Here is a 19,723-nt window from a genome sequence, read left to right on the forward strand (position 1 = left end):
GAAGGATCTCAGGCGATGGCTCAAGCTGTTGCCGCCTGCAAACCGAATGTTGTCGCTGCTTACCCCATCAGCCCGCAGACCCACATCGTGGAGGCGCTTTCTAAGCTGGTTAAAGATGGCCACCTTACCGGGTGCGAATACCTCAACGTCGAGTCTGAGTACGCAGCTATGTCTGCCTCTATTGGCGCATCCGCAGTGGGCGCCCGTGCCTACACTGCAACGGCATCCCAAGGTCTTCTGTTCATGGTCGAGGCCGTGTACAACGCCTCCGGTTTGGGCCTCCCCATCGTCATGACGGTTGCTAACCGTGCTATTGGCGCTCCGATCAACATCTGGAACGACCATACTGACGCGATGAGTCAGCGTGATTCCGGGTGGCTCCAGCTCTACGCGGAAACCAACCAGGAGGCCGCTGACCTCCATGTACAGGCGTTCCGTATCGCTGAAGAACTATCGCTGCCAGTAATGGTATGTATGGACGGCTTTATCCTTACGCACGCCGTCGAGCAGGTTGACGTTCCGGAAGAGGAACAGGTTGCAAAGTTCCTACCTCCCTACGAGCCGCGCCAGGTACTCGATCCGGAGAATCCGATGTCCATCGGCGCAATGGTGGGTCCCGAAGCCTTCACTGAGGTCCGCTACCTTGCTCACCACAAGCAGAAGCAAGCTCTAGAGCTGATTCCACAGGTTCAAAAGGAATTCGAAACGGTCTTCGGACGCTCCTCGGGCGGACTTGTCCATACCTACCACTGCGAGGACGCAGATACGATCATCGTCGCACTCGGCTCCATCGTCGGCACGTTGAAGGACGTTGTTGACGAGCGTCGTGAGAAGGGCGAAAAGATTGGTGTCCTGTCAATCTGTTCCTTCCGCCCCTTCCCCTTCGAGACTGTTGGCAACATTCTGAAGGATGCGAAGACGATCATCAGCTTTGAAAAGGCCTTCCAGGTCGGTATCGGCGGTATAGTTTCGTCCCACATTCTCGACTCGTTGCGTGTCATCGACCCAGATCTCCAGCCCAAGCTTTACGAAGTCATTGCCGGTTTAGGTGGTCGTAACATCACCAAGCATTCCATCCATGAAATGCTTGATTCTGCCAATGCCAACACGCTTGAACCCCTCACCTTCCTCGATCTCGACCGCACTCTTGTGGATGCCGAGCTTGAGCGTGAGGAAGCTGTCCGCCGCTCTGGCCCCATGGCTGAAAATATGCTGCGCGACGTAAACACCCGTGCCAACCAAGCGGCTGACGCCCGAAATAACTAGGAGGTAGTGCAATGAGTGAAGTAAGCCTTCCGCTCCCCAGCATGCCGTCTACTCGTGAGACCTCCATTCCCGCTCGCGAGAAGGTCAAGTTCTACCAGGTAGGTTCCTATGCTGTAGGTAACCGACTGGCAGAAGAACAGCTGCGCTCCGTTCAGTCCGACCCTGATCGCTATAACTCGTTGACCTCCGGGCACCGTGCCTGCCAAGGCTGTGGTGAGGCCCTCGGCGCTCGATACGCTGTTGACACCGCGAGAGCGGCAACCGATGGCAATCTCATTGCGGTTAATGCCACGGGCTGCCTGGAAGTGTTCTCGACTCCTTATCCGGAAACGTCCTGGACGCTTCCCTGGCTCCACTCACTATTCGGCAATGCTCCTGCTGTCGCAGCTGGCGCCGCTGCTGGCCTCCGCGCCCAGAACAAGCAGGACATTCGTGTGATTGCTCAAGGTGGTGACGGCGGTACGGTCGACATCGGTATGGGCTGTCTGTCCGGTATGTTCGAGCGTAACGATGACGTCCTCTACCTGTGCTATGACAACGAGGCCTACATGAACACCGGCGTGCAGCGTTCTGGCTCCACCCCGGCTACCGCCCGCACCGCTACCACTCAGCCGGTTGGTGAGCATCCTGGTAACGAGTTCGGCCAGGGCAAAGACATGGCTCGTATCGCCATGGCTCACGAGATCCCTTACGTTGCTACAGCTACCGTCGCAGACCTTCGTGATCTCGAGTACAAGGTCACGAAGGCAATGCAATACCGCGGAGCGCGCTACATCCACATCCTGGTGCCTTGCCCGCTGGGCTGGGGATCGGCATCTCGCGACACCGTTAAGCTGGCTCGCCTTGCCACCCAGACTGGCTTGTTCCCGGTCTACGAAGCAGAAGCAGGCGAAATCACTTCTGTTATGAAGATTCGGCGGCCGGTGCCGGTGGAGGAATACCTCCGTCCACAGCGTCGCTTTGCACATATCTTTAAGAACAAGGACACGGAAACCCTGGCCCGTTTGCAGGCTATTGCTGACCGCAACATCCGCCGGTATGGACTCATTGACGCCGAAGGCCTCGATGATGACGTGCTCGAGCGTGTGATGTCGGTAGGTGATGATCCCGAGGGTCGTTTTGCTCGCACTGTTCGAGATGCTGCCGAAACCACCCAGGCTGATAAAGAAGCCCAACAGCACAAGCAGCACATTCTCGAATCCAAGAGCGGACATAAGGAGAAGTAGGACATGACTGCCCCTGAATCTAAAGGTGCTGCCCCCACCTCTGAACCGTTTGCCATTACGCTGGAGGTTGGTTCCTCACTGGCAAACGAAACGGGCTCCTGGCGCACTGAGCGTCCCGTCTACGTTCACAACCTGCCCCCGTGCAATAAGGCTTGCCCTGCCGGTGAGAACGTGCAGGAATGGCTGTACCACGCAGAAGAAGGCGATTACGAAGCCGCTTGGCGCGAGATTATGGTGAACAACCCGCTGCCCGCCACAATGGGTCGCGTGTGCTACCACCCTTGTGAGACGGCATGCAACCGTGGACAGGTTGATGAGGCTGTTGGCATTAACGCCATTGAACGCTTCCTCGGCGACAAGGCAATCTCTGAAGGCTGGACTGTTCCGCTGTTGCAGGAAGAGACCGGCAAGAAGGTTCTGGTCGTCGGTGCTGGTCCATCCGGTCTCTCCGCCGCTTACCACCTGCGACGTGCCGGCCACACCGTTACCATTCGTGATGCCGGCCCCGAAGCTGGCGGAATGATGCGTTTCGGTATCCCCTCCTACCGCTTGCCGCGCGGCATCCTACGTGCTGAGATTGAGCGCATCCAGAACATGGGTGTGACGATCGAGCTTAACACCAAGGTGGAGAATGTGGCGGAAGAAATTGAGCATTTCGACGCCATCTTCCTCGCAGTCGGTGCGCAGATTGGTAAGAACGTCAATATCCCAGCTGGTTCTGCTGCCACTATGGTCGACGCAGTGTCAGTGCTCCGTGATGTAACCGATTCCGACGCCGAGGAAAAGCCATTGCTGGGACGGCGCGTGTACGTCTACGGCGGCGGCAATACCGCTGTCGACGTTGCCCGTACTGCCCGTCGCTTGGGTGCTTCGGAATCCGTTATTCTCTACCGCCGTACTCGTGACCAGATGCCCGCCCACGACTCCGAGGTCAAAGAAGCTGAGGAAGAGGGCGTACTTATGCGTTGGCTGTCGACAGTGAAACACGTCGATCAGGGCGAGATCCAGATCGAGAAAATGGAACTCGACGAGAATGGCTTCCCCCAGCCGACTGGTGAATACGAGACGCTGCAGGGCGACTCTCTCATCATGGCACTGGGCCAGGATGCGGACCTTTCCCTCATTGAAAACGATGACGAGATCGAGATCAGCAATGGTGTTGTGCAGGTAAGCGACCAAATGATGACTGGCCACCGCGGTATCTTCGCTGGTGGTGACATGGTCCCGTCGGAGCGCACCGTTACCGTTGCGATCGGCCACGGAAAGAAGGCGGCGCGCTATATCGACGCCTTCCTTCGCGACACTGAGTACCATCCAGCCCCGAAGCACGCTGATGCGTCCTTCGACAGGCTGTCCACCTGGTACTACGCTGATGCGCCTGTACAGGTTCGCGAAAAGCTGGAAGGGGCTCGCCGCGCGTCCACCTTCGATGAAGTTGTGCTGGGCTTGGACGAAAGCTCTGCATTGTTCGAAGCTCGTCGCTGTATGTCATGCGGCAACTGCTTCGGCTGCGACAACTGCTTCGGCGTCTGTCCCGATAACGCCATCACCAAAATCAAGCCTGGTGAATACGAGTTCAAGTATGACTACTGCAAGGGCTGCGGCATCTGCGTCGAAGAGTGCCCCTGTGGTGCAATCGACTTGGTCCCTGAGCAAGCCTAATGATGTCTTAGCTCACGTGGCTTAGAAGAGGGGTGTTCCTCCGAATGGAGGAACACCCCTCTTCCTGTATAAACCCGTGCCGTTAACGGCCGGTGCCGATTGGCACCGTGGTAATACGCGGACTCGCTACTGCTTTTTGAGCAAAGGCATCGGCTGCAAACCACCCGCTGCTTCCATCATGGTCACGAATTCCTGCGCGACGGAAGGAGCAACTGCATAGTTCAACGTTCCCATATGACCGATTTCCGCGGGGTCGGGAATGACCGTCACAGCTCCAGCCTCCTGCGCAATAATGCCACCAGCGGCACGATCCCACGGGTGCAGTCCGTGCTCGTAGTATGCGTCAAGACGTCCTGACGCGACAAAGCACAGATCGAGGGCTGCCGATCCTAGCCTTCGAATATCACGAACGTGTGAAATGACCTGCGAAAACAAAGCACCTTGCAATGCTCGTTTTGAGGACGTGTAAGAAAAGCCCGTGCCCAAAAGGGTAACCCCTAAGCTCTCTGGTTCATTGCAGTGAAGGCGAGGAGCTGTACGGGCGCTGGAGGGATCGGCTTGCGCCTGCTCTATGCTGATAACACTTGCTCCCCCACCACGATGGGCAGAGAAAATCTCACTGGCAACAATGTTCGCGACAGCGCCGGCCACAACTTTGCCATTTATCGCGGCAGCAATGGACACCGAGTACGCGGGAATTCCATACAGGAAGTTCACGGTGCCGTCGATGGGATCGAGGACCCAGGTGACCGCGTTCTCGTCACCAGTGAGGACCTCTCCCCCACCTTCTTCACCCAAGATAGAGTCATGCGGACGTACCCGGGTGAGGAACTCACGAAGAGCTTTTTCATTTTCTTGATCGACGATTGTAACGGGGTCGCACTCTGTGGTCTTGAGCTGTTGGCCCAGGGCAGAGGCGTTATCGGTCGTATCCTCAGTGAGCAACTCAGCACGGCGTTGCGCGACAAGCTGCGCAGCTTTAGCTGCCATAGTAACAGCCAGATCGCGAAGTTCAGCAGGGGTAATGTGTTCAAGCGCGGTGACGGCAGGATCAGCCATGGCTCACATCTTTCTGACACGTTGTCTGTGCGGGGGGTGGTAAACGAGTAAAGAAATAGTCGCTTTCTTCAAAAAGAAGGACAAGAACCCTCTTCCCTCTCGTCAGTCCTATGCTTCTATGCTACGTCTGGCAACAAAGTTGGCAGAACGAGGTTTACATCTCGTAATCTTATCTGGAGCGATTCAGTAACGTCTAGCGCATTCATCGGTCATTGTGAGACGCTTAAGATACTGATAACGCACCACACCTCACAGGCTTCTCCATCTCAAAGGAACACCATGGCGGAAAACGGTCTCCAACCGCAACTGCGCGGCTTCGGCGTCGACGTCGGCGGTAGCGGCATCAAGGGTGCACTCGTTGATCTCAACACCGGACAACTCATCGGCGAACGCATTCGTATAGCTACCCCCCAACCTGCCACCCCGGATGCAGTTGCAGACGTCGTCACTGAGATTACCCACCGCTTTAGCTGGGAGGGTCCTGTTGGCGTGACCCTCCCCTCCGTCATCCAGCAACAGACTGCAAAAACAGCCGCTAACATCGATAAATCGTGGATTGATACGGACATCAAGGACCTGTTCACCCGCCATCTGCCCGGGCAAGAGGTGACCGTCGTCAATGACGCTGATGCCGCCGGCATTGCCGAGCTCCATTACGGTGCAGCTAAAGGCGCACAGGGCTTGGTCGTCCTTTTGACTTTCGGCACAGGCATCGGATCAGCTGTTCTGTACAACGGCATTCTTATCCCCAACACTGAGTTTGGCCACTTCGAATTGGGCGACGGGGACGCGGAGGTGTATGCCTCTGCCGCCGTACGTGAGCGTGAAGACCTCACCTGGACGGAATGGACAGCACGTGTCAATGACATGATCCGCAGTATGGAAAAATTCTTCTGGCCTGACCTGATTATCGCAGGTGGTGGTATCTCTCGTAAGCACGCTAAGTGGATGCCCAACCTCGATATTCGTACGCCTATTGTACCCGCAGCTCTGCGCAACCATGCCGGTATCGTCGGTGCCTCCTATGCTGCCGCTAACGGTATCTGTCCCTAACCACATCAGTTCAGGGAGAAAACGGCCAGCGTCAATGCGCTGGCCGTTTTCCTATTGAATCTGGCACAGCGCGTGGCACCCGCAGGCTGAGGGTTCGGCAATATTGTCAGCTAGTCGGTACAATGACAAGGCATGTTCTCCTCGTTTAGTCGCGTACCCTAGGTACTTCTGATAACGCGATGGGACCAACAACCGACTTTATGCTCGCATAGTCTCGAAAGGTTTTTTGTGGCAGCCTCTAAGAGCGCATCTACTTCCGCCTCCACTACTCCGGGAAAAAAGACGACGACCGGAAACTCCAGTACACGCCGCCGGTCATCGTCCTCTGCTGCATCTACAAACAGAGACGCTACGGCGCTAGACAACACCGCAGAAAGCACTGTTCCTGCGAAGAAATCGAGCGATCGTCGCACCACTAAAGCTGCTACTGCCAAGAACAATACAGCCGCGAAGAATACGACCACACGACGCAAAACGGCTGCCACTAAGAAAGCTGCTGACGGTGACACTGCGACGGCAAAGAAGACCACCTCGCGACGTCGTTCCTCTGCATCTGCCGCGGAGAGCTCGGCTGCAGGCGAGGATACGACCGTAGCGAAGAAGACCGCGCGGAAGCGCGCAAGTACCAAGACTGTATCGACTCGTGGCGCTAAGAAGAACTCGACTCGGCGCACCAAAAAAGCAGCCGAGGAGGAGCTCAAGGTCGAGGACACTCCACAGAACGATGAGGATCAACTTGACAACGATGATCTAGATCTGGATGCAGATCTAGACGCAGATATGGACGAGGACCTCAACGATGATGATCTTGATAACGATGATCTGACCGATGACGATCTGAATCTGGACGATGACCTCGACCCTCTCGAAGATGATGACGACGATGACGATGACGTCAACGATGTCGTCATTGAGGGTGAAGAGGATGATGAAGACGAGGAAGAAACACCCACCGTCGACAATTCTCCTGCTTCTCGAGTACTGTCCAAGACCTCAACCGGGCGTGCTGCAGCAAAGAAAAAGAAGCCTACGTCGAAGGACTTTGTCTGGGATGAGGAAGAGTCTGCAGCTCTTAAACAAGCACGTAAAGACGCTGAATTAACTGCTTCTGCGGACTCAGTCCGCGCATACCTCAAGCAAATAGGTAAAGTCGCTCTGCTCAATGCGGAAGAAGAGGTTGACCTCGCTAAGCGTATTGAAGCTGGCTTGTACGCGGACTGGTATCTCAAGCAGCTGGAAGCGCAGGGGGAAAAAGTTCCTCCGTCACAACGGCGAGATCTGAAGCTGGTTATCCGGGATGGTAACAAAGCTAAGAACCATCTTCTCGAAGCGAACCTCCGTTTGGTGGTCTCGCTAGCGAAACGTTACACAGGCCGCGGTATGGCCTTCCTCGACCTTATTCAGGAAGGAAACCTGGGTCTTATCCGAGCCGTTGAGAAATTCGACTATGCCAAGGGCTATAAGTTCTCCACCTACGCTACTTGGTGGATTCGTCAGGCCATCACCCGTGCCATGGCAGACCAGGCTCGTACTATTCGTATCCCGGTCCATATGGTGGAGGTCATTAACAAACTTGGTCGTATCCAACGTGAGCTGCTACAGGATCTAGGCCGCGAGCCCACTCCTGAAGAGCTTGCAAAGGAAATGGACATCACCCCTGAAAAGGTTTTGGAGATCCAGCAGTACGCTCGTGAGCCTATTTCTCTCGACCAGACCATTGGTGACGAAGGCGATTCACAGCTCGGTGATTTCATTGAGGACTCTGAGGCTGTTGTCGCCGTTGACGCAGTGTCGTTCACACTTCTCCAAGACCAGCTGCAGGACGTCCTGGACACCCTTTCTGAGCGTGAAGCCGGAGTGGTTCGTCTTCGCTTCGGTCTCACGGATGGACAGCCCCGTACGCTGGATGAGATTGGCCAGGTCTACGGTGTCACCCGTGAACGTATCCGCCAGATTGAGTCGAAGACCATGTCGAAACTACGCCATCCCTCACGGTCGCAGGTTCTGCGAGATTATCTCGACTAGGCCGTTCGAAGGCACACACAGTCTATCCGGCTTCCATCAGACAGATTCTTCAGAGCGCTAAGAAAAGAGACCAGCCCCGGGCTGGTCTCTTTTCTTAGGTCGTATAAGCAGCGGGTGGGAGCGCTAACGGGAATTCCGCAGCGTGTCGTAAATACGCTGGCATTCAGGGCATATCGGAGAGTTGGGTTTAGGAGTCTTGGTTACCGGAAACACTTCTCCACACAGAGCAACCACATGAGTCCCAGTGATCGCACTCTCCACGATCTTGTCTTTCTTAACATAGTGAAAATACTGAGGGGCTTCATCAGTTGTTTTCTCTTCCAGATCAACATCTGGACGTTCTAGAACATCAGTAGCAGTACTCACATCTGCTATTGTGCTCTTTTTTCTTACGGCCTTCCACTCTGGTCACACCCCACTTCCAAACAGGACAAAAGTCTGTGCCAGAATGATGACGTGACTATTTCTGTGCCTGTTCTCGAGACTCTTCGTTCCGCCTTCCTCCGTCTGAACTACACCATCGACGGAGTGCATGAGCTACTTGGTGACGACGCGTTTCAAGCGCTGTTCCGCCACGAACCGGTACCCGCGTGGCTAGCAACCACCACACCGCAGGAAAGAGAGACTTCTCCCCTCGCACCTCTCGTGCGTCTTCTCTTACTCGGAGAGCCGCAGAGCGCGGAAGAGATCTCAGCACTCTTTGACGTTGCGGGGCATGATCTCGCTGATCTTCTTGACAGTGAGATCTTCCAGATGGAAGATAACGGGCTCTATCGTGTTGCGCTTGATGTGCGTCCTGCTAACACAGGTTTCGGAAATCAGTGGGTGTTCTCTGATCTCGACGGGGCACTGTTCCCCGCTGCCACGCGGAAGGACCATGTCCTTGGCGTAGGAGAAGCATCCCTGTCACTCCTGCGCGCAACCCCACTAGACACCGTCGATTCTCTGCTTGACATTGGGACGGGGTGCGGGATTCAAGCACTCCACGGAAGCCACTATGCTCAGCGCATTATTGCAACAGATTTGTCGCCTCGCTGCTGCGAGCTCGCCGCTGCAACTCTTGCGATCAATGGAGTGTACGTCGCCCCAGAAGGCGGCCTCCTCCAGGAGAAAACTGTTCCGTCAGGTCCACGTGCAGAGATACGACAAGGCCCGTGGTTTGACCCAGTAGCTGACCATGAATTCGATGCAATCGTCGCGAATCCGCCTTTTGTTGTCGCATCAGAGAAGATCACTCACTCCTATAGGGACTCGGGTCTCGATCTTGATGGTGCGACCGAACTTATGGTGCGCCAGTCGCCCCAGTATCTTAAAGAGGGAGGTCATGCGACAATTCTGGGGGCATGGGTGCATGAGCAGGGTAGAGACTATAGGGCCCGTCTTGCCCAATGGGTGCCTTCAAAGGGGGTCGATGTCTGGATTGTAGAACGAGATTGTGTTGACCCGGCCCTTTATGTAGCAACCTGGATGAAAGACTCGGGCCGAGATCCAGCTGACCCACAATGGAGGGACTACGCTGCGCAATGGCTAGGTCACCTCGCTGATCATAGTGTTGCCGGTATCGGCTTCGGCATGGTGTTCATGCGGAAAGCTACAGGTCCGTCGACTCTCCTGATCGAAGAACTCACTGCCCCTGAAGGAGATGCACTTGCCGCCGAGTCTCTATCACGCTGGGAACGTTGGGATAACCTGCAGCAGTGGTCGACAGACGAACTGCTCTCGCAACGTTTTGCACTCTCTCCGCAAGCAGTGTTCGTCGATACTGCAACTCCCTCGTCGAATGGGCTGGGTACTGAAAACTCTAGCCATTCGGTCTACCGTAGCGACATACCAAGCTTCCGTCACACTATCGATGAACCCCTGCGCGCGGTTCTTAACGGGCTGAGCCGTGACGGGCTCTCGGCCGGTGATGTCGCCGAACTCCTCTGTACGGTACAGGGCTGGGACTGGGACATCTTCCGCCCCGCGATGTGCTCCGCTCTTCACGCCCTCTACCTGCATGGAATCATCACTCTGTGATTAATTTTGGGATTTGGGAACTCTTTTGGGGACTCACGCGTTGAACCGAGTGAACCAACTTACGACGAGGAGGATCCCATGACCTCAGACAGCGCAGCAACGGCAGTTGTTGATCGGACGCAGGAACAGGACCTTGATCGCCCTTCTCAGACTGCCGACTTGGTACGTGTTTACCTCAATGCAATCGGTCGTCGGCCGCTCCTGACGGCTGAAGAAGAAGTTGACTTAGCAAAGCGCATTGAAGCAGGCATCTATGCAGAGCATCTTCTTGAGGAGCATCCCCGCTATGGAGATGCTCGTCGAGGACAGCTGCGCATGTTGGTACGGGACGGGGAACTTGCTCGTCAGCAGCTTTTGGAAGCGAATCTCCGACTTGTTGTCTCCCTTGCGAAACGATATACCGGCCGTGGTATGCCCCTCCTTGACCTCATTCAGGAGGGAAACCTTGGTCTCATCCGAGCCGTCGATAAATTCGATTACGCCAAGGGGTTCAAGTTCTCAACGTATGCCACTTGGTGGATTCGCCAGGCGATCACCCGTGGGATGGCGGAGCAGACTCGGACAGTTCGACTTCCTGTTCATCTGGTAGAGCAGTTCAACAAGATCTCTCGAATTAAGCGCGAGCTCAATCAACAGTTGGGTCGTCAGGCAACGTGGGAAGAGATTTCTGAGGAATCCGGTATTCCGGTTGAGAAGATTCTCGATCTTGTCGACAAAGCTAGAGACCCCATCAGTCTGGACACCAAGGTCGGTTCTGATGATGATTCACCGCTCGGATCCTTTATCGAAGATGATGGTGCCCTCGACGCTGTCGAATACACTATGACTCGTTTTATGGCGGAAGACGTCCATGACGTTTTAGACGATCTCAGTGAGCGTGAACGTAACGTTATCCGCTGGCGCTATGGTCTTGCTGATGGTGAAACCCACACCTTGGACTTCATCGGTAAGAAATTCGGTCTATCCCGTGAACGTGTGCGCCAGATTGAACGTACGGTACTGGAGCGTCTTCGGGAAAGCGAAGACATCGAACGTCTCCGCGCCTACGCCAGCTAGCGAGAGCATCAATAGCTACTAGCGAAAAGCCCCAAGATCCTGCCTAAAAACTCTTCTTCACGAAGGCGGTTAGGCAGGGTCTTCCTGTATTTTTGACTTAAGATAGGTATGGCTGCCCACACCATTATTTTGGTCTGCCCATGAAGGAAAAGGACTCTCATATGAAAGAGCTTGTCGACACTACCCAAATGTATCTGCGGACCATCCTCGAACTCGAAGAAGAGGGTATCACGCCTCTCCGTGCTCGCATTGCGGAGCGTCTCGAGCAGTCGGGCCCCACAGTCAGCCAAACTGTGGCGCGTATGGAACGGGATGGGCTTCTGACAGTGGAGGCGAGCCGAGAACTGCATCTCACCCCTAAAGGTCGTGAAATCGCAGTGGCAGTCATGCGAAAGCATCGCCTCGCAGAGCGACTGCTCGTCGATATCGTCGGCATGGATGTATCGGAAATCCACGACGAGGCGTGCCGATGGGAACATGTTATTAGCGAAAATGTCGAACGACATCTCGTCAAGGTGCTAGACCACCCGCACCACTCCCCCTATGGGAATCCCATCCCTGGGCTTGACAGGATCTCTGCTGATGCGGCTGTGACGGAAGACTACCCTCGTCTGACTGAGCTTGATCTCAACGAAGAGCCACTCATCGTCACGCTGCGCCGAGTTGGCGAAATCGCCCAGACCGATCAGGATCTTGTCGATAGTCTCATCACCAATGCAATTGGCCCTGGAGCCCGCATCAGTGTCAAAGAGAAGGATGGCGTCATTCGGCTATGCTCATTGGGCGGCGAGTGGATTACCATACCTAATGACATGGCACACGCCTTTTATATTGAACCTGTGAAGAGGTAATACATGAAACTCCTGGTTACCGGCGGCGCCGGATACGTTGGTAGCTGTGTTGCTACCTTGCTAGTGGAACGCGGTCACGACGTCACTATCGTCGACAAATTGTCGACAGGTACCAGGGAAGCAGTACCGGCCGGTACTCGCTTCATTGAAGGCGACATCAAGGATGTTGCGCACGAGGTGCTAGCCGCAGAGTCGTACGACGGTGTTTTACATTTCGCTGCTCGCTCTCTTGTCGGGGAATCCTGTGAAGTACCGGACGAATACTGGCAAGGCAACGTTGTTACCACCCTGGCGCTCCTCGATGCCATCCGCGACAATAACGTTCCTCGGTTAGTCTTCTCCTCGACCGCAGCCACCTATGGAGAGCCAGATCAGGTCCCCATCACCGAAGACATGCCTACCCACCCCACGAACCCGTATGGGGCCACTAAGCTTTCTATGGATATGGCGATTACCTCCTATTGCAACGCCTATGGGCTGACCGCCACCTCGCTACGCTACTTCAACGTAGCAGGTGCCTACCATGGCGCTGGTGAGAATCGGAAGGTCGAGACCCATATCGTTCCTCTCGTCCTTGAAGTAGCCATGGGTTACCGTGAAAAGATCTACATGTTCGGCGATGATTGGCCCACTCCTGACGGCACCTGTATTCGGGACTATATCCACGTCTTGGACCTGGCAGATGCGCATATTCTTGCACTAGAGAAGTCTCCAAAAGGTCGTCATTCGATATTCAATCTTGGTTCGGGTGAAGGCTTCTCCGTAAAGCAAGTCATCGAGGCCTGCCGGAAAGTTACTGGGCACCCAATTCCTGCCGAGGTAGCGGAACGTCGTGCGGGTGACCCTGCCGTTCTAGTCGCTTCCTCCGAAAAGGCCAAGCAGGAATTAGGTTGGAATCCCCAGCACACTGATATCACCGAAATCGTCAGTGACGCGTGGGAGTTTACCCGGCAGCTTGGTGACCGCGCTTTTGCCGCACACAAGGCTCGCTAGGCGCCTTCTTCCCACAGGGATTCGGCAATTTCGTCGACAACGATTCGTAACGCCTTGGGTTCAATGCACATGGCCAGCAACTGCCGCAATTGACGAATTTCAATGCACTGGGGGTCAATGATTGCTGCTTGGTCGAGCATGGTGTGCGCCCGAAAGCCGTCGCCATGCATGTAGTACCACAATGCCAATGCTAAGAGCATGTAAGAACGCATAGCGAGATCAACGCTTGGGATAAGCTCCCACATCCATTCTGCCCACTGATCCGCATCACGGTCGGCGAGCAGAGCAATAAGCCCGTCAGCTCCTTGGCAAGACTCAATACAGCGGAGTAAGAACTGGCGCATCACGACCGCAGATGGGTCATGCACAGACTGTGTAGGGGTTGTCTGAAGAATGTGACGCAGCTCGTCCCTGGAGGGAACAGAAAGACAGGCTAGACTTTCCGTCCGTGCGTCCCATTCAGAGAGTTGGGAAATATCCGTAGTTCGCGCAGCCACCCACTCTTGTGTCTCTTCACGGGACATCAATGCAGGTAGTCCCCTATAGGAGTGCGTCTTCTGAAGCTCAGGAGCAACAGGCAACTCCGTTTTCTCGTTGCCGCTAATGACGGTGATCGGTTCCCTAGCATTTGCCAATTCTTGCCGTTGCTGCGGTAGCTTTGGTGCACTTTTACGGCCGATAGAAACCGTATCGATGGGGATGATAGTCGGGATTCTCCCTTTCTCACCTGTGTAAAGAGAGACCCAATCTCCCCCCGGATGACAGTGGCGGGCCATATAGAAATCTTTAATGGTGAATCCGACGGAATAGGCTAGTTCCTCACAGACTTCATCGATAGCGTCCGCTTGGGCGGCCCCCTGCGCTGTCCAGTCAGAGCTTATTAGGATGATATGCAACTCTCCGAATTCTCGGTCTGCGAGACGCCGCAGAGCGGCTGATATTGTCTGCCGTGTCTCCCCCGTTTTACCAGGTTTGGAAATATCAGCACGCAGGAGCGGTCCCATCGCATGAGTGACACTAGAAGTCGTCATGACGACGAGTGAGTCATGAACATCGAATCCGAAGAAGTGAGGTAGCTGGGCGATAAGATGCCCGGGTGAAGAAATGGTGTGATGCATACTGACACTGTCGCAAAGGGGAGATACACAGCACCGTCAGCACATAGCACTATCAAAAACTAGTCCACAGTCTGGACAGGTGTGGACAACACACACCCGTTACTCGCTGAGCAACCAATGGGTGTGAGAAAACTCCACAGAGCTGACTAGTCTTCTGCTGTATGGTGTTCTGCGGGCCTGACAGTAGTCGTTCGCGGAGAATGAGTCACGCTCGACTTACGGACGCTAGTGGAGCTAGTACTGGCAGATTCGTTAGCGTCTTTGCGGGTCGCTTCAGCAGCTTTCTGCTCAACTTCCGTACTCTTCTTTACGGCGTTTTGCAGGACATCATCTACTTCCCCGCGGCTAACTGGACCACCGAAATTCATTCCCATGACCTCAACAACAACCTCTCCCATGGGGACCGCATAAAGAAGCTGTTCTTGCGTAGTGCTACCGCGCAGATTCGTAGTTTTTGTCGTAATCAGATATCCCACTGCCTGCGAACCAGAAATCTCTGGTGCGTCCGTTTTCTCAACATAGACTGTCGAGGTCACCCCGTTTTCCTGTGAGAGAAATGTCGGGCATTGGTCGTTTTTGTCGGCCCACGCAGACACCGCAGCAGTGGGATCAGAGTTATTGATGACGACGAGCGTAAGCGAATGATTCTGCTTTGACGCCATTTGCATAGCAATCTGGTCATTGGCGGACCCGATGCGCCCCGCTGCCCCATTACACGAATTGGGGAAGTTCTCGACACTGACGCCAGCTCTGCCGACATCCTGAATTGCCTTACCGCGTTCCGAGAGGCTCAGTGTGCGCGCCGAATATCCACCGGGAAACTCAGTCCCACCCAGCAAATAGTTTGCGGGATCGCGGAGAAACTCGGCCCAATCAATACGAGGTTTCTTATGCTTCGGCACTTTGACGTCACTCTGTCGAGATCCATCCCGGCCATGTGTTCCACTCCTACCAGAAGGCGAGTGAGAGGGCTCCGCTGCAGCACCGGGACGCTCTGTCGTTGCCCCACGTGCAGCAGGATTCTCCGCCTGCCTGTCCTCTGATCCACAGCCGGAAACAAGAGCTAGCGACAGTACGGTGGAGAAAGCGAGGGCAGCGCAGGTTACCCGTGTGTGCCGAATCTTCATAATTCCTAATTTACCTGAGAGGTGCTCCATATGCACGGGTTATGTGCGGATTGGGAATGTAAACAGAGCGGGGTATGTTGACACGAGTGAGCCCCAACCGGGAGTCCAAACAAGTATGCTCGTAAGAAAGAGGGCTTCTTGAGACGGCCTTCCGGCCGCGCATTGTAGCTCGTTGTACCCTGCGCGAGTCTCAACACTGGGACCCGCTAGTCGACTAGGAAGGAGGAGACGACATGCCCGATTCTCTTCATCGATCGCAGTTCCCACGTCCGACACTTCCCGATGGTGTCGATAGCGTCCCGTTTGTGCACGGACTTACCGGGTTCGTCGACGCTGGCAATACCGTATTTATCACCACTCAGCACCTGCTCGGTTCGCTCGAGAAAGAGCTGGTGGCGGATTTCACTGCTGACGCTGTTATCGAATACACCAATCGACGCCCGGCATTGCTCATGCGGGACGGAAAACTGGAAGCTTACCACCCCCACGACATCAAATTGTGGCTCCTCTACGACAACAATGGACGCCCATTTTTCCTCCTGGAAGGCACTGAACCAGACTTACATTGGGGACAGATTTCCCGTGAAATTCTCGGTTTACTGGCTTCCTACGGGGTGAAGGAAACCGTAGGAATCTTCGCCGCCACAATGGGGGTCCCGCACACACGCCATGTCCCCTGTTTGCACCATGGATCACAGCATTTCGAGGGAGAGGGAATCACTAATTGGGAAGGCTCTATGCGTTTCCCCGCTAGCTTTGATGCCTACCTCGATTATGTCTTGCAGGAGGAACACTTCCGTATGGATGGGTTCACCGTCCAAGTTCCTAATTACCTCGCACAGTCGCATTATTCTCCTGCATCTGTTCAACTTCTCCACGCCCTTCAGTCTTTCTGCCAACTCTCCATTCCTACCGGCGCTGTTGAGAAGGATGCTGACAATCTTCTTGCTGAAGTCAATGAGCAGATAGACGATAACCCGGAGCTGGTCACCGTCGTTCGCGCTATGGAACAAACCTATGACTCTTTCAAAGAGGAACACGAACGGAAAAAGACGGAGGAAGCAGACCTCAAGGTCTTTGCAGAAGACCTCATGAACTCCGAGAAGTTGGGTGCAGAGTTGGAGAAGTTCCTCTCCCAAGTTGATACCCGGCAGGATCCACCTGCTGAAGAAGGCGACAAATAGACAGTGGATTCTTCGACCCCGACTCTGGCCGACTACCTTCCCGAACTTACAGATTGCCCTGAATCACTGCTGGACACGTCCATCATTGACTGTTTTGAACGCTATCTAGCGGATTCTGGCATCGACCCCTATCCTGCTCAAGCTGAAGGTTTTCTCACCATCAGTGCTGGCGATCACCTCATCCTTTCGACACCAACTGGTTCGGGGAAGAGCCTAGTAGCCATCTTCGCGCACTGGTGGGCAATGACTCACGATCAGGTCAGTTTCTACACGGCACCGATTAAGGCTCTCGTCAACGAGAAGTTTTTTGCGCTATGCGAGGTCTTCGGATCCGACAACGTCGGTATGATGACTGGAGACGCCACTGTCAATCCTTCCGCACCTATCATCTGTGCAACTGCCGAGATTCTGGCGAATAAAGCCCTCCGCGAAGGCGAAAAGTGCGCCGTAGGGCTCGTTATTATGGACGAATTCCATTTTGTGGCGGACCCCGATCGGGGCTGGGCATGGCAAATACCACTCATTGAGCTCCCCCATACTCAATTTGTCCTGCTCTCTGCAACTCTCGGTGACACGACATTGTGGAAAGACGGACTGTACGAACGCTCGGGTCGGGTTGTTACGGAGGTTACTGACGCGAAAAGACCAGTGCCCCTTACCTACCGGTACTCGCGGTCACCGCTTAATGAGACAGTCTTGTCTCTCGTGCATGAAGGTTTGGGTTCTCTCTACATCGTGTTCTTTACCCAACGCGATGCGATCGATTATGCCAACCAGTTGAAAGCTACTGCTCTTATCTCGAAGGAGCAACGTGCCCGCATGTCGGAGGCACTACGCGGATTCCGATTCTCTACCAGTTTCGGTATTTTTCTGCGGACGTTGCTGTTGCATGGCGTGGGTGTCCATCATGCCGGGATGCTTCCTAAGTATCGACGGCTCGTCGAACGACTTGCCCAGCAAGGGCTACTCACTGTCATTTGCGGAACAGATACCTTGGGAGTCGGCATTAACGTGCCCATTCACACTGTTATCTTTAGCGGTTTGGCCAAGTTTGATGGTCACCGCCAGCGCATTGTCAAAATCCGCGAGTTTCAACAAATTGCTGGGCGGGCGGGTCGGGCTGGGTTCGACACGGAAGGTCTCGTCATCGTACAGGCTCCGGTAGAAGAAATTGACGCTCTGCGTGCTACCCGAAAGGGACAAAAGCAAAAAAAGAAGAAGAAAGAACCGGGCGTCGTTAGCTGGAATGAGAAGACTTTCGAAAAACTCACCTCTTCCCCGGCAGAAACCTTAGTTCCTCGCATGCAAATGACGGCAAGTATGCTGCTTCAGCTCATCGAAAGGCCTGGTAGTTTATTCTCAGCCGTTCAACACCTCATCACGCATAGTTATGTCAGTCGAGCACAACAACGCTCACTTGCCCTCGAAGCATTCGCACTTTTCCGCGGACTGGAAAAGTCGGGTGTGGTGACACGCCAGGACGAGCCCTTTGCGGATGGACGATGGGTCCACATCCGTGGAGATCTCCCTCACGAACTGGCACTCAATCAGCCGCTATCCCCGTTCGCGTTAGCCTATTTGAGTGTCCTCGACATGGATTCACCCGACTACCCGCTACAGGTACTCTCCATTGTCGAGGCAATTCTCGAAGACCCCTCTCCCGTTCTCTACGCCCAACAAAAGAAGCTCCGTCATGCCCGTGCTCAGTTGCTGAGAGAGGATGGAGTGAGCTACCAGGAAATGATGGCGGAGCTCGATGAGATAACTTGGCCTCAGCCACTTGCGGAAGAGCTTTCCGTCGCGTTGGAGAGCTATCGCAAGGAGCACCCCTGGGCACATCAATGGGATCTCAGCCCCAAATCAGTTGTCCGGGAGATGGTGGAGAATGGGATGACTTTTGGTGATCTCATTGCCACGTACAGCATTTCCCGTGCTGAGGGAACTGTTTTGAGGTACCTCACCGACTGCTATAACACGCTCCGACGGCTGCTCCCACGCGATGCACTCACCGATGAGCTACACGATATTCTCGACTGGCTCCGAGCGCTCGTGGAGCAAATTGACAATTCACTGCTGGCAGAATGGGAAGCTCTTAAGGCTGGTCGAGTTCCCACCGAGGAAGAACGCAACGCTACTACTCCCCCACCGCTCCTTTCCGAGAACCGCTACTTGTTCGAGCGCCTAATCCGTACCGTTATGTTCCGACATGTCTCGCTACTCGCTCTCGATGACACGAAAACTCTTGCCCAACTTGATGAAAGAATCTCGCAAGAGTATCCTGACTGGTACCAGGCAACGGAAGATTACTGGGCCGAGTACGATGACATCGTGACCGATAGCGACGCACGTAGTGCTCGTTTCATCACTATCACTCCTTCTCCGGATGGAACAACATGGGACGTTCGTCAAACCATTTGCGATCCGGAAGAGAACCATTCGTGGGTCATCGATGCAGTTGTCGATAGCGCTCTATCCAATGAGCGCGGAGAAGTATATTTCCGATCGCTCGATGTGAAAGATTTGACGCGTTCATGAGTTCAGCAAAAACCCCGGTATTTCATATTCGCGCTGCCCACCTGGACGAGGTGGCCACTGCAGCGCGGATCATTGCAGAGTCTTTTGGCACAGTCGAACCCTATCTCGTCTGGCTATTTCCTCATTCTCACAATCGGGCTAAAAGTGCACTCCCGCTCATTCAGCATTGGGCTGAAGATGCATACGCAGCTGGCACCTTGATGGTGGCGGTGACAGCCACAGAGACTAATGCGGCGAGTGCCATCCATGAATGTGTTGCTGGAGCCGCTATTTGGGCTGTGGAGGGCACAGCTGCAGAGGAACACGCGTCAGCGGGTGGGGCTTTCCTTACACGATGCCGTCGCTTCGGCAGAATGGTCACAGAGTCAGTTACGACGTTAGCAAGCATATGGAGTTTGTTAGGAAAGCACTTTTGGCGCTATTACTTTGAAGCTTTTCTCTCAAAAAATGCACGCGGGTATGGAGCACAATGCTACCTCTCAAGCCTGGCTGTTGCACCGCCCTTCCGCGGCTTCGGAGTCGCCGCACAACTCCTCCACCAGCCTCCCC

The 19,723-nt window shown here is 54.6% G+C and carries 15 protein-coding genes; 11 read left to right on the plus strand and 4 right to left on the minus strand.

Annotated features, from left to right (window positions below; translation table 11 throughout):
* Window positions 1–15 precede the first annotated feature (15 nt).
* From Q0X28_RS07535 to Q0X28_RS07545, 3 genes are read left to right on the plus strand one after another with little or no spacing between them, the layout of a single operon-like run.
* Window positions 16–1,266: a transketolase C-terminal domain-containing protein gene (locus tag Q0X28_RS07535; protein WP_296237184.1), complete on the plus strand. Its 1,251-nt coding sequence runs from the start codon at window positions 16–18 to the stop codon at window positions 1,264–1,266.
* 11 nt (window positions 1,267–1,277) lie between these two features.
* On the plus strand, window positions 1,278–2,492 hold the full coding sequence (locus Q0X28_RS07540) for a thiamine pyrophosphate-dependent enzyme (RefSeq protein WP_296237186.1): 1,215 nt from the start codon (window positions 1,278–1,280) through the stop codon (window positions 2,490–2,492).
* A 3-nt stretch (window positions 2,493–2,495) separates the two neighbouring features.
* Window positions 2,496–4,154: an NAD(P)-binding protein gene (locus tag Q0X28_RS07545; RefSeq protein WP_296237187.1), complete on the plus strand. Its 1,659-nt coding sequence runs from the start codon at window positions 2,496–2,498 to the stop codon at window positions 4,152–4,154.
* A 126-nt stretch (window positions 4,155–4,280) separates the two neighbouring features.
* Here Q0X28_RS07545 and Q0X28_RS07550 read toward each other — a convergent pair whose 3' ends face one another.
* Window positions 4,281–5,213: an inositol monophosphatase family protein gene (locus tag Q0X28_RS07550; protein ID WP_296237189.1), complete on the minus strand. Its 933-nt coding sequence runs from the start codon at window positions 5,211–5,213 to the stop codon at window positions 4,281–4,283.
* 279 nt (window positions 5,214–5,492) lie between these two features.
* Between Q0X28_RS07550 and ppgK the strand changes: the two genes are divergently transcribed.
* Window positions 5,493–6,266: a polyphosphate--glucose phosphotransferase gene (gene ppgK / locus Q0X28_RS07555; RefSeq protein WP_296237191.1), complete on the plus strand. Its 774-nt coding sequence runs from the start codon at window positions 5,493–5,495 to the stop codon at window positions 6,264–6,266.
* Window positions 6,267–6,494: 228 nt separating this feature from the next.
* The gene (locus Q0X28_RS07560; RefSeq protein ID WP_296237193.1) at window positions 6,495–8,291 is read left to right on the plus strand and encodes an RNA polymerase sigma factor; all 1,797 of its coding nucleotides are present in this window, start codon (window positions 6,495–6,497) and stop codon (window positions 8,289–8,291) included.
* 123 nt (window positions 8,292–8,414) lie between these two features.
* Here the strand turns inward: Q0X28_RS07560 and Q0X28_RS07565 are convergent, their stop codons facing one another.
* Window positions 8,415–8,657, minus strand: coding sequence for a DUF3039 domain-containing protein (locus tag Q0X28_RS07565; protein WP_296237195.1), 243 nt, complete (start codon window positions 8,655–8,657; stop codon window positions 8,415–8,417).
* A gap of 90 nt (window positions 8,658–8,747) precedes the next feature.
* Here Q0X28_RS07565 and Q0X28_RS07570 point away from each other — a divergent pair, with 90 nt between their 5' ends.
* The 4 genes from Q0X28_RS07570 to galE all read left to right on the plus strand — a co-directional run bounded on the left by Q0X28_RS07570 (window position 8,748) and on the right by galE (window position 13,210).
* Window positions 8,748–10,310 carry a class I SAM-dependent methyltransferase gene (locus Q0X28_RS07570; RefSeq protein WP_298577374.1) on the plus strand — a complete coding sequence of 521 codons (1,563 nt, stop codon included), beginning with the start codon at window positions 8,748–8,750 and terminating at the stop codon, window positions 10,308–10,310.
* Window positions 10,311–10,388: 78 nt separating this feature from the next.
* Window positions 10,389–11,366, plus strand: coding sequence for an RNA polymerase sigma factor SigB (sigB, locus tag Q0X28_RS07575; RefSeq protein ID WP_296237200.1), 978 nt, complete (start codon window positions 10,389–10,391; stop codon window positions 11,364–11,366).
* Window positions 11,367–11,527: 161 nt separating this feature from the next.
* Entirely contained in the window at window positions 11,528–12,217 is a 690-nt protein-coding gene (locus Q0X28_RS07580) for a metal-dependent transcriptional regulator (protein ID WP_298577376.1), read from the plus strand.
* 3 nt (window positions 12,218–12,220) lie between these two features.
* Entirely contained in the window at window positions 12,221–13,210 is a 990-nt protein-coding gene (gene galE, locus Q0X28_RS07585) for a UDP-glucose 4-epimerase GalE (protein ID WP_296237204.1), read from the plus strand.
* Here the strand turns inward: galE and Q0X28_RS07590 are convergent.
* Window positions 13,207–14,328 (minus strand): DUF4192 family protein, encoded by a 1,122-nt coding sequence (locus Q0X28_RS07590; RefSeq protein ID WP_298577379.1) that lies wholly within the window; start codon window positions 14,326–14,328, stop codon window positions 13,207–13,209. The genes galE and Q0X28_RS07590 overlap by 4 nt on opposite strands.
* Before the next feature lie 146 nt (window positions 14,329–14,474).
* Complete coding sequence (locus tag Q0X28_RS07595) at window positions 14,475–15,455, minus strand: hypothetical protein (protein ID WP_296237208.1); 981 nt, start codon at window positions 15,453–15,455, stop codon at window positions 14,475–14,477.
* Between the two features lie 233 nt (window positions 15,456–15,688).
* Between Q0X28_RS07595 and Q0X28_RS07600 the strand changes: the two genes are divergently transcribed.
* Together Q0X28_RS07600 and Q0X28_RS07605 are read left to right on the plus strand one after the other, a co-directional pair.
* Complete coding sequence (locus Q0X28_RS07600; RefSeq protein WP_296237210.1) at window positions 15,689–16,639, plus strand: PAC2 family protein; 951 nt, start codon at window positions 15,689–15,691, stop codon at window positions 16,637–16,639.
* A gap of 3 nt (window positions 16,640–16,642) precedes the next feature.
* Window positions 16,643–19,174 carry an RNA helicase gene (locus tag Q0X28_RS07605; RefSeq protein WP_298577381.1) on the plus strand — a complete coding sequence of 844 codons (2,532 nt, stop codon included), beginning with the start codon at window positions 16,643–16,645 and terminating at the stop codon, window positions 19,172–19,174.
* Window positions 19,175–19,723 lie beyond the last annotated feature (549 nt).

It is taken from the genome of uncultured Lawsonella sp. (genome assembly GCF_947252745.1).
In the GTDB taxonomy this organism is placed as follows: Bacteria; Actinomycetota; Actinomycetes; order Mycobacteriales; family Mycobacteriaceae; genus Lawsonella.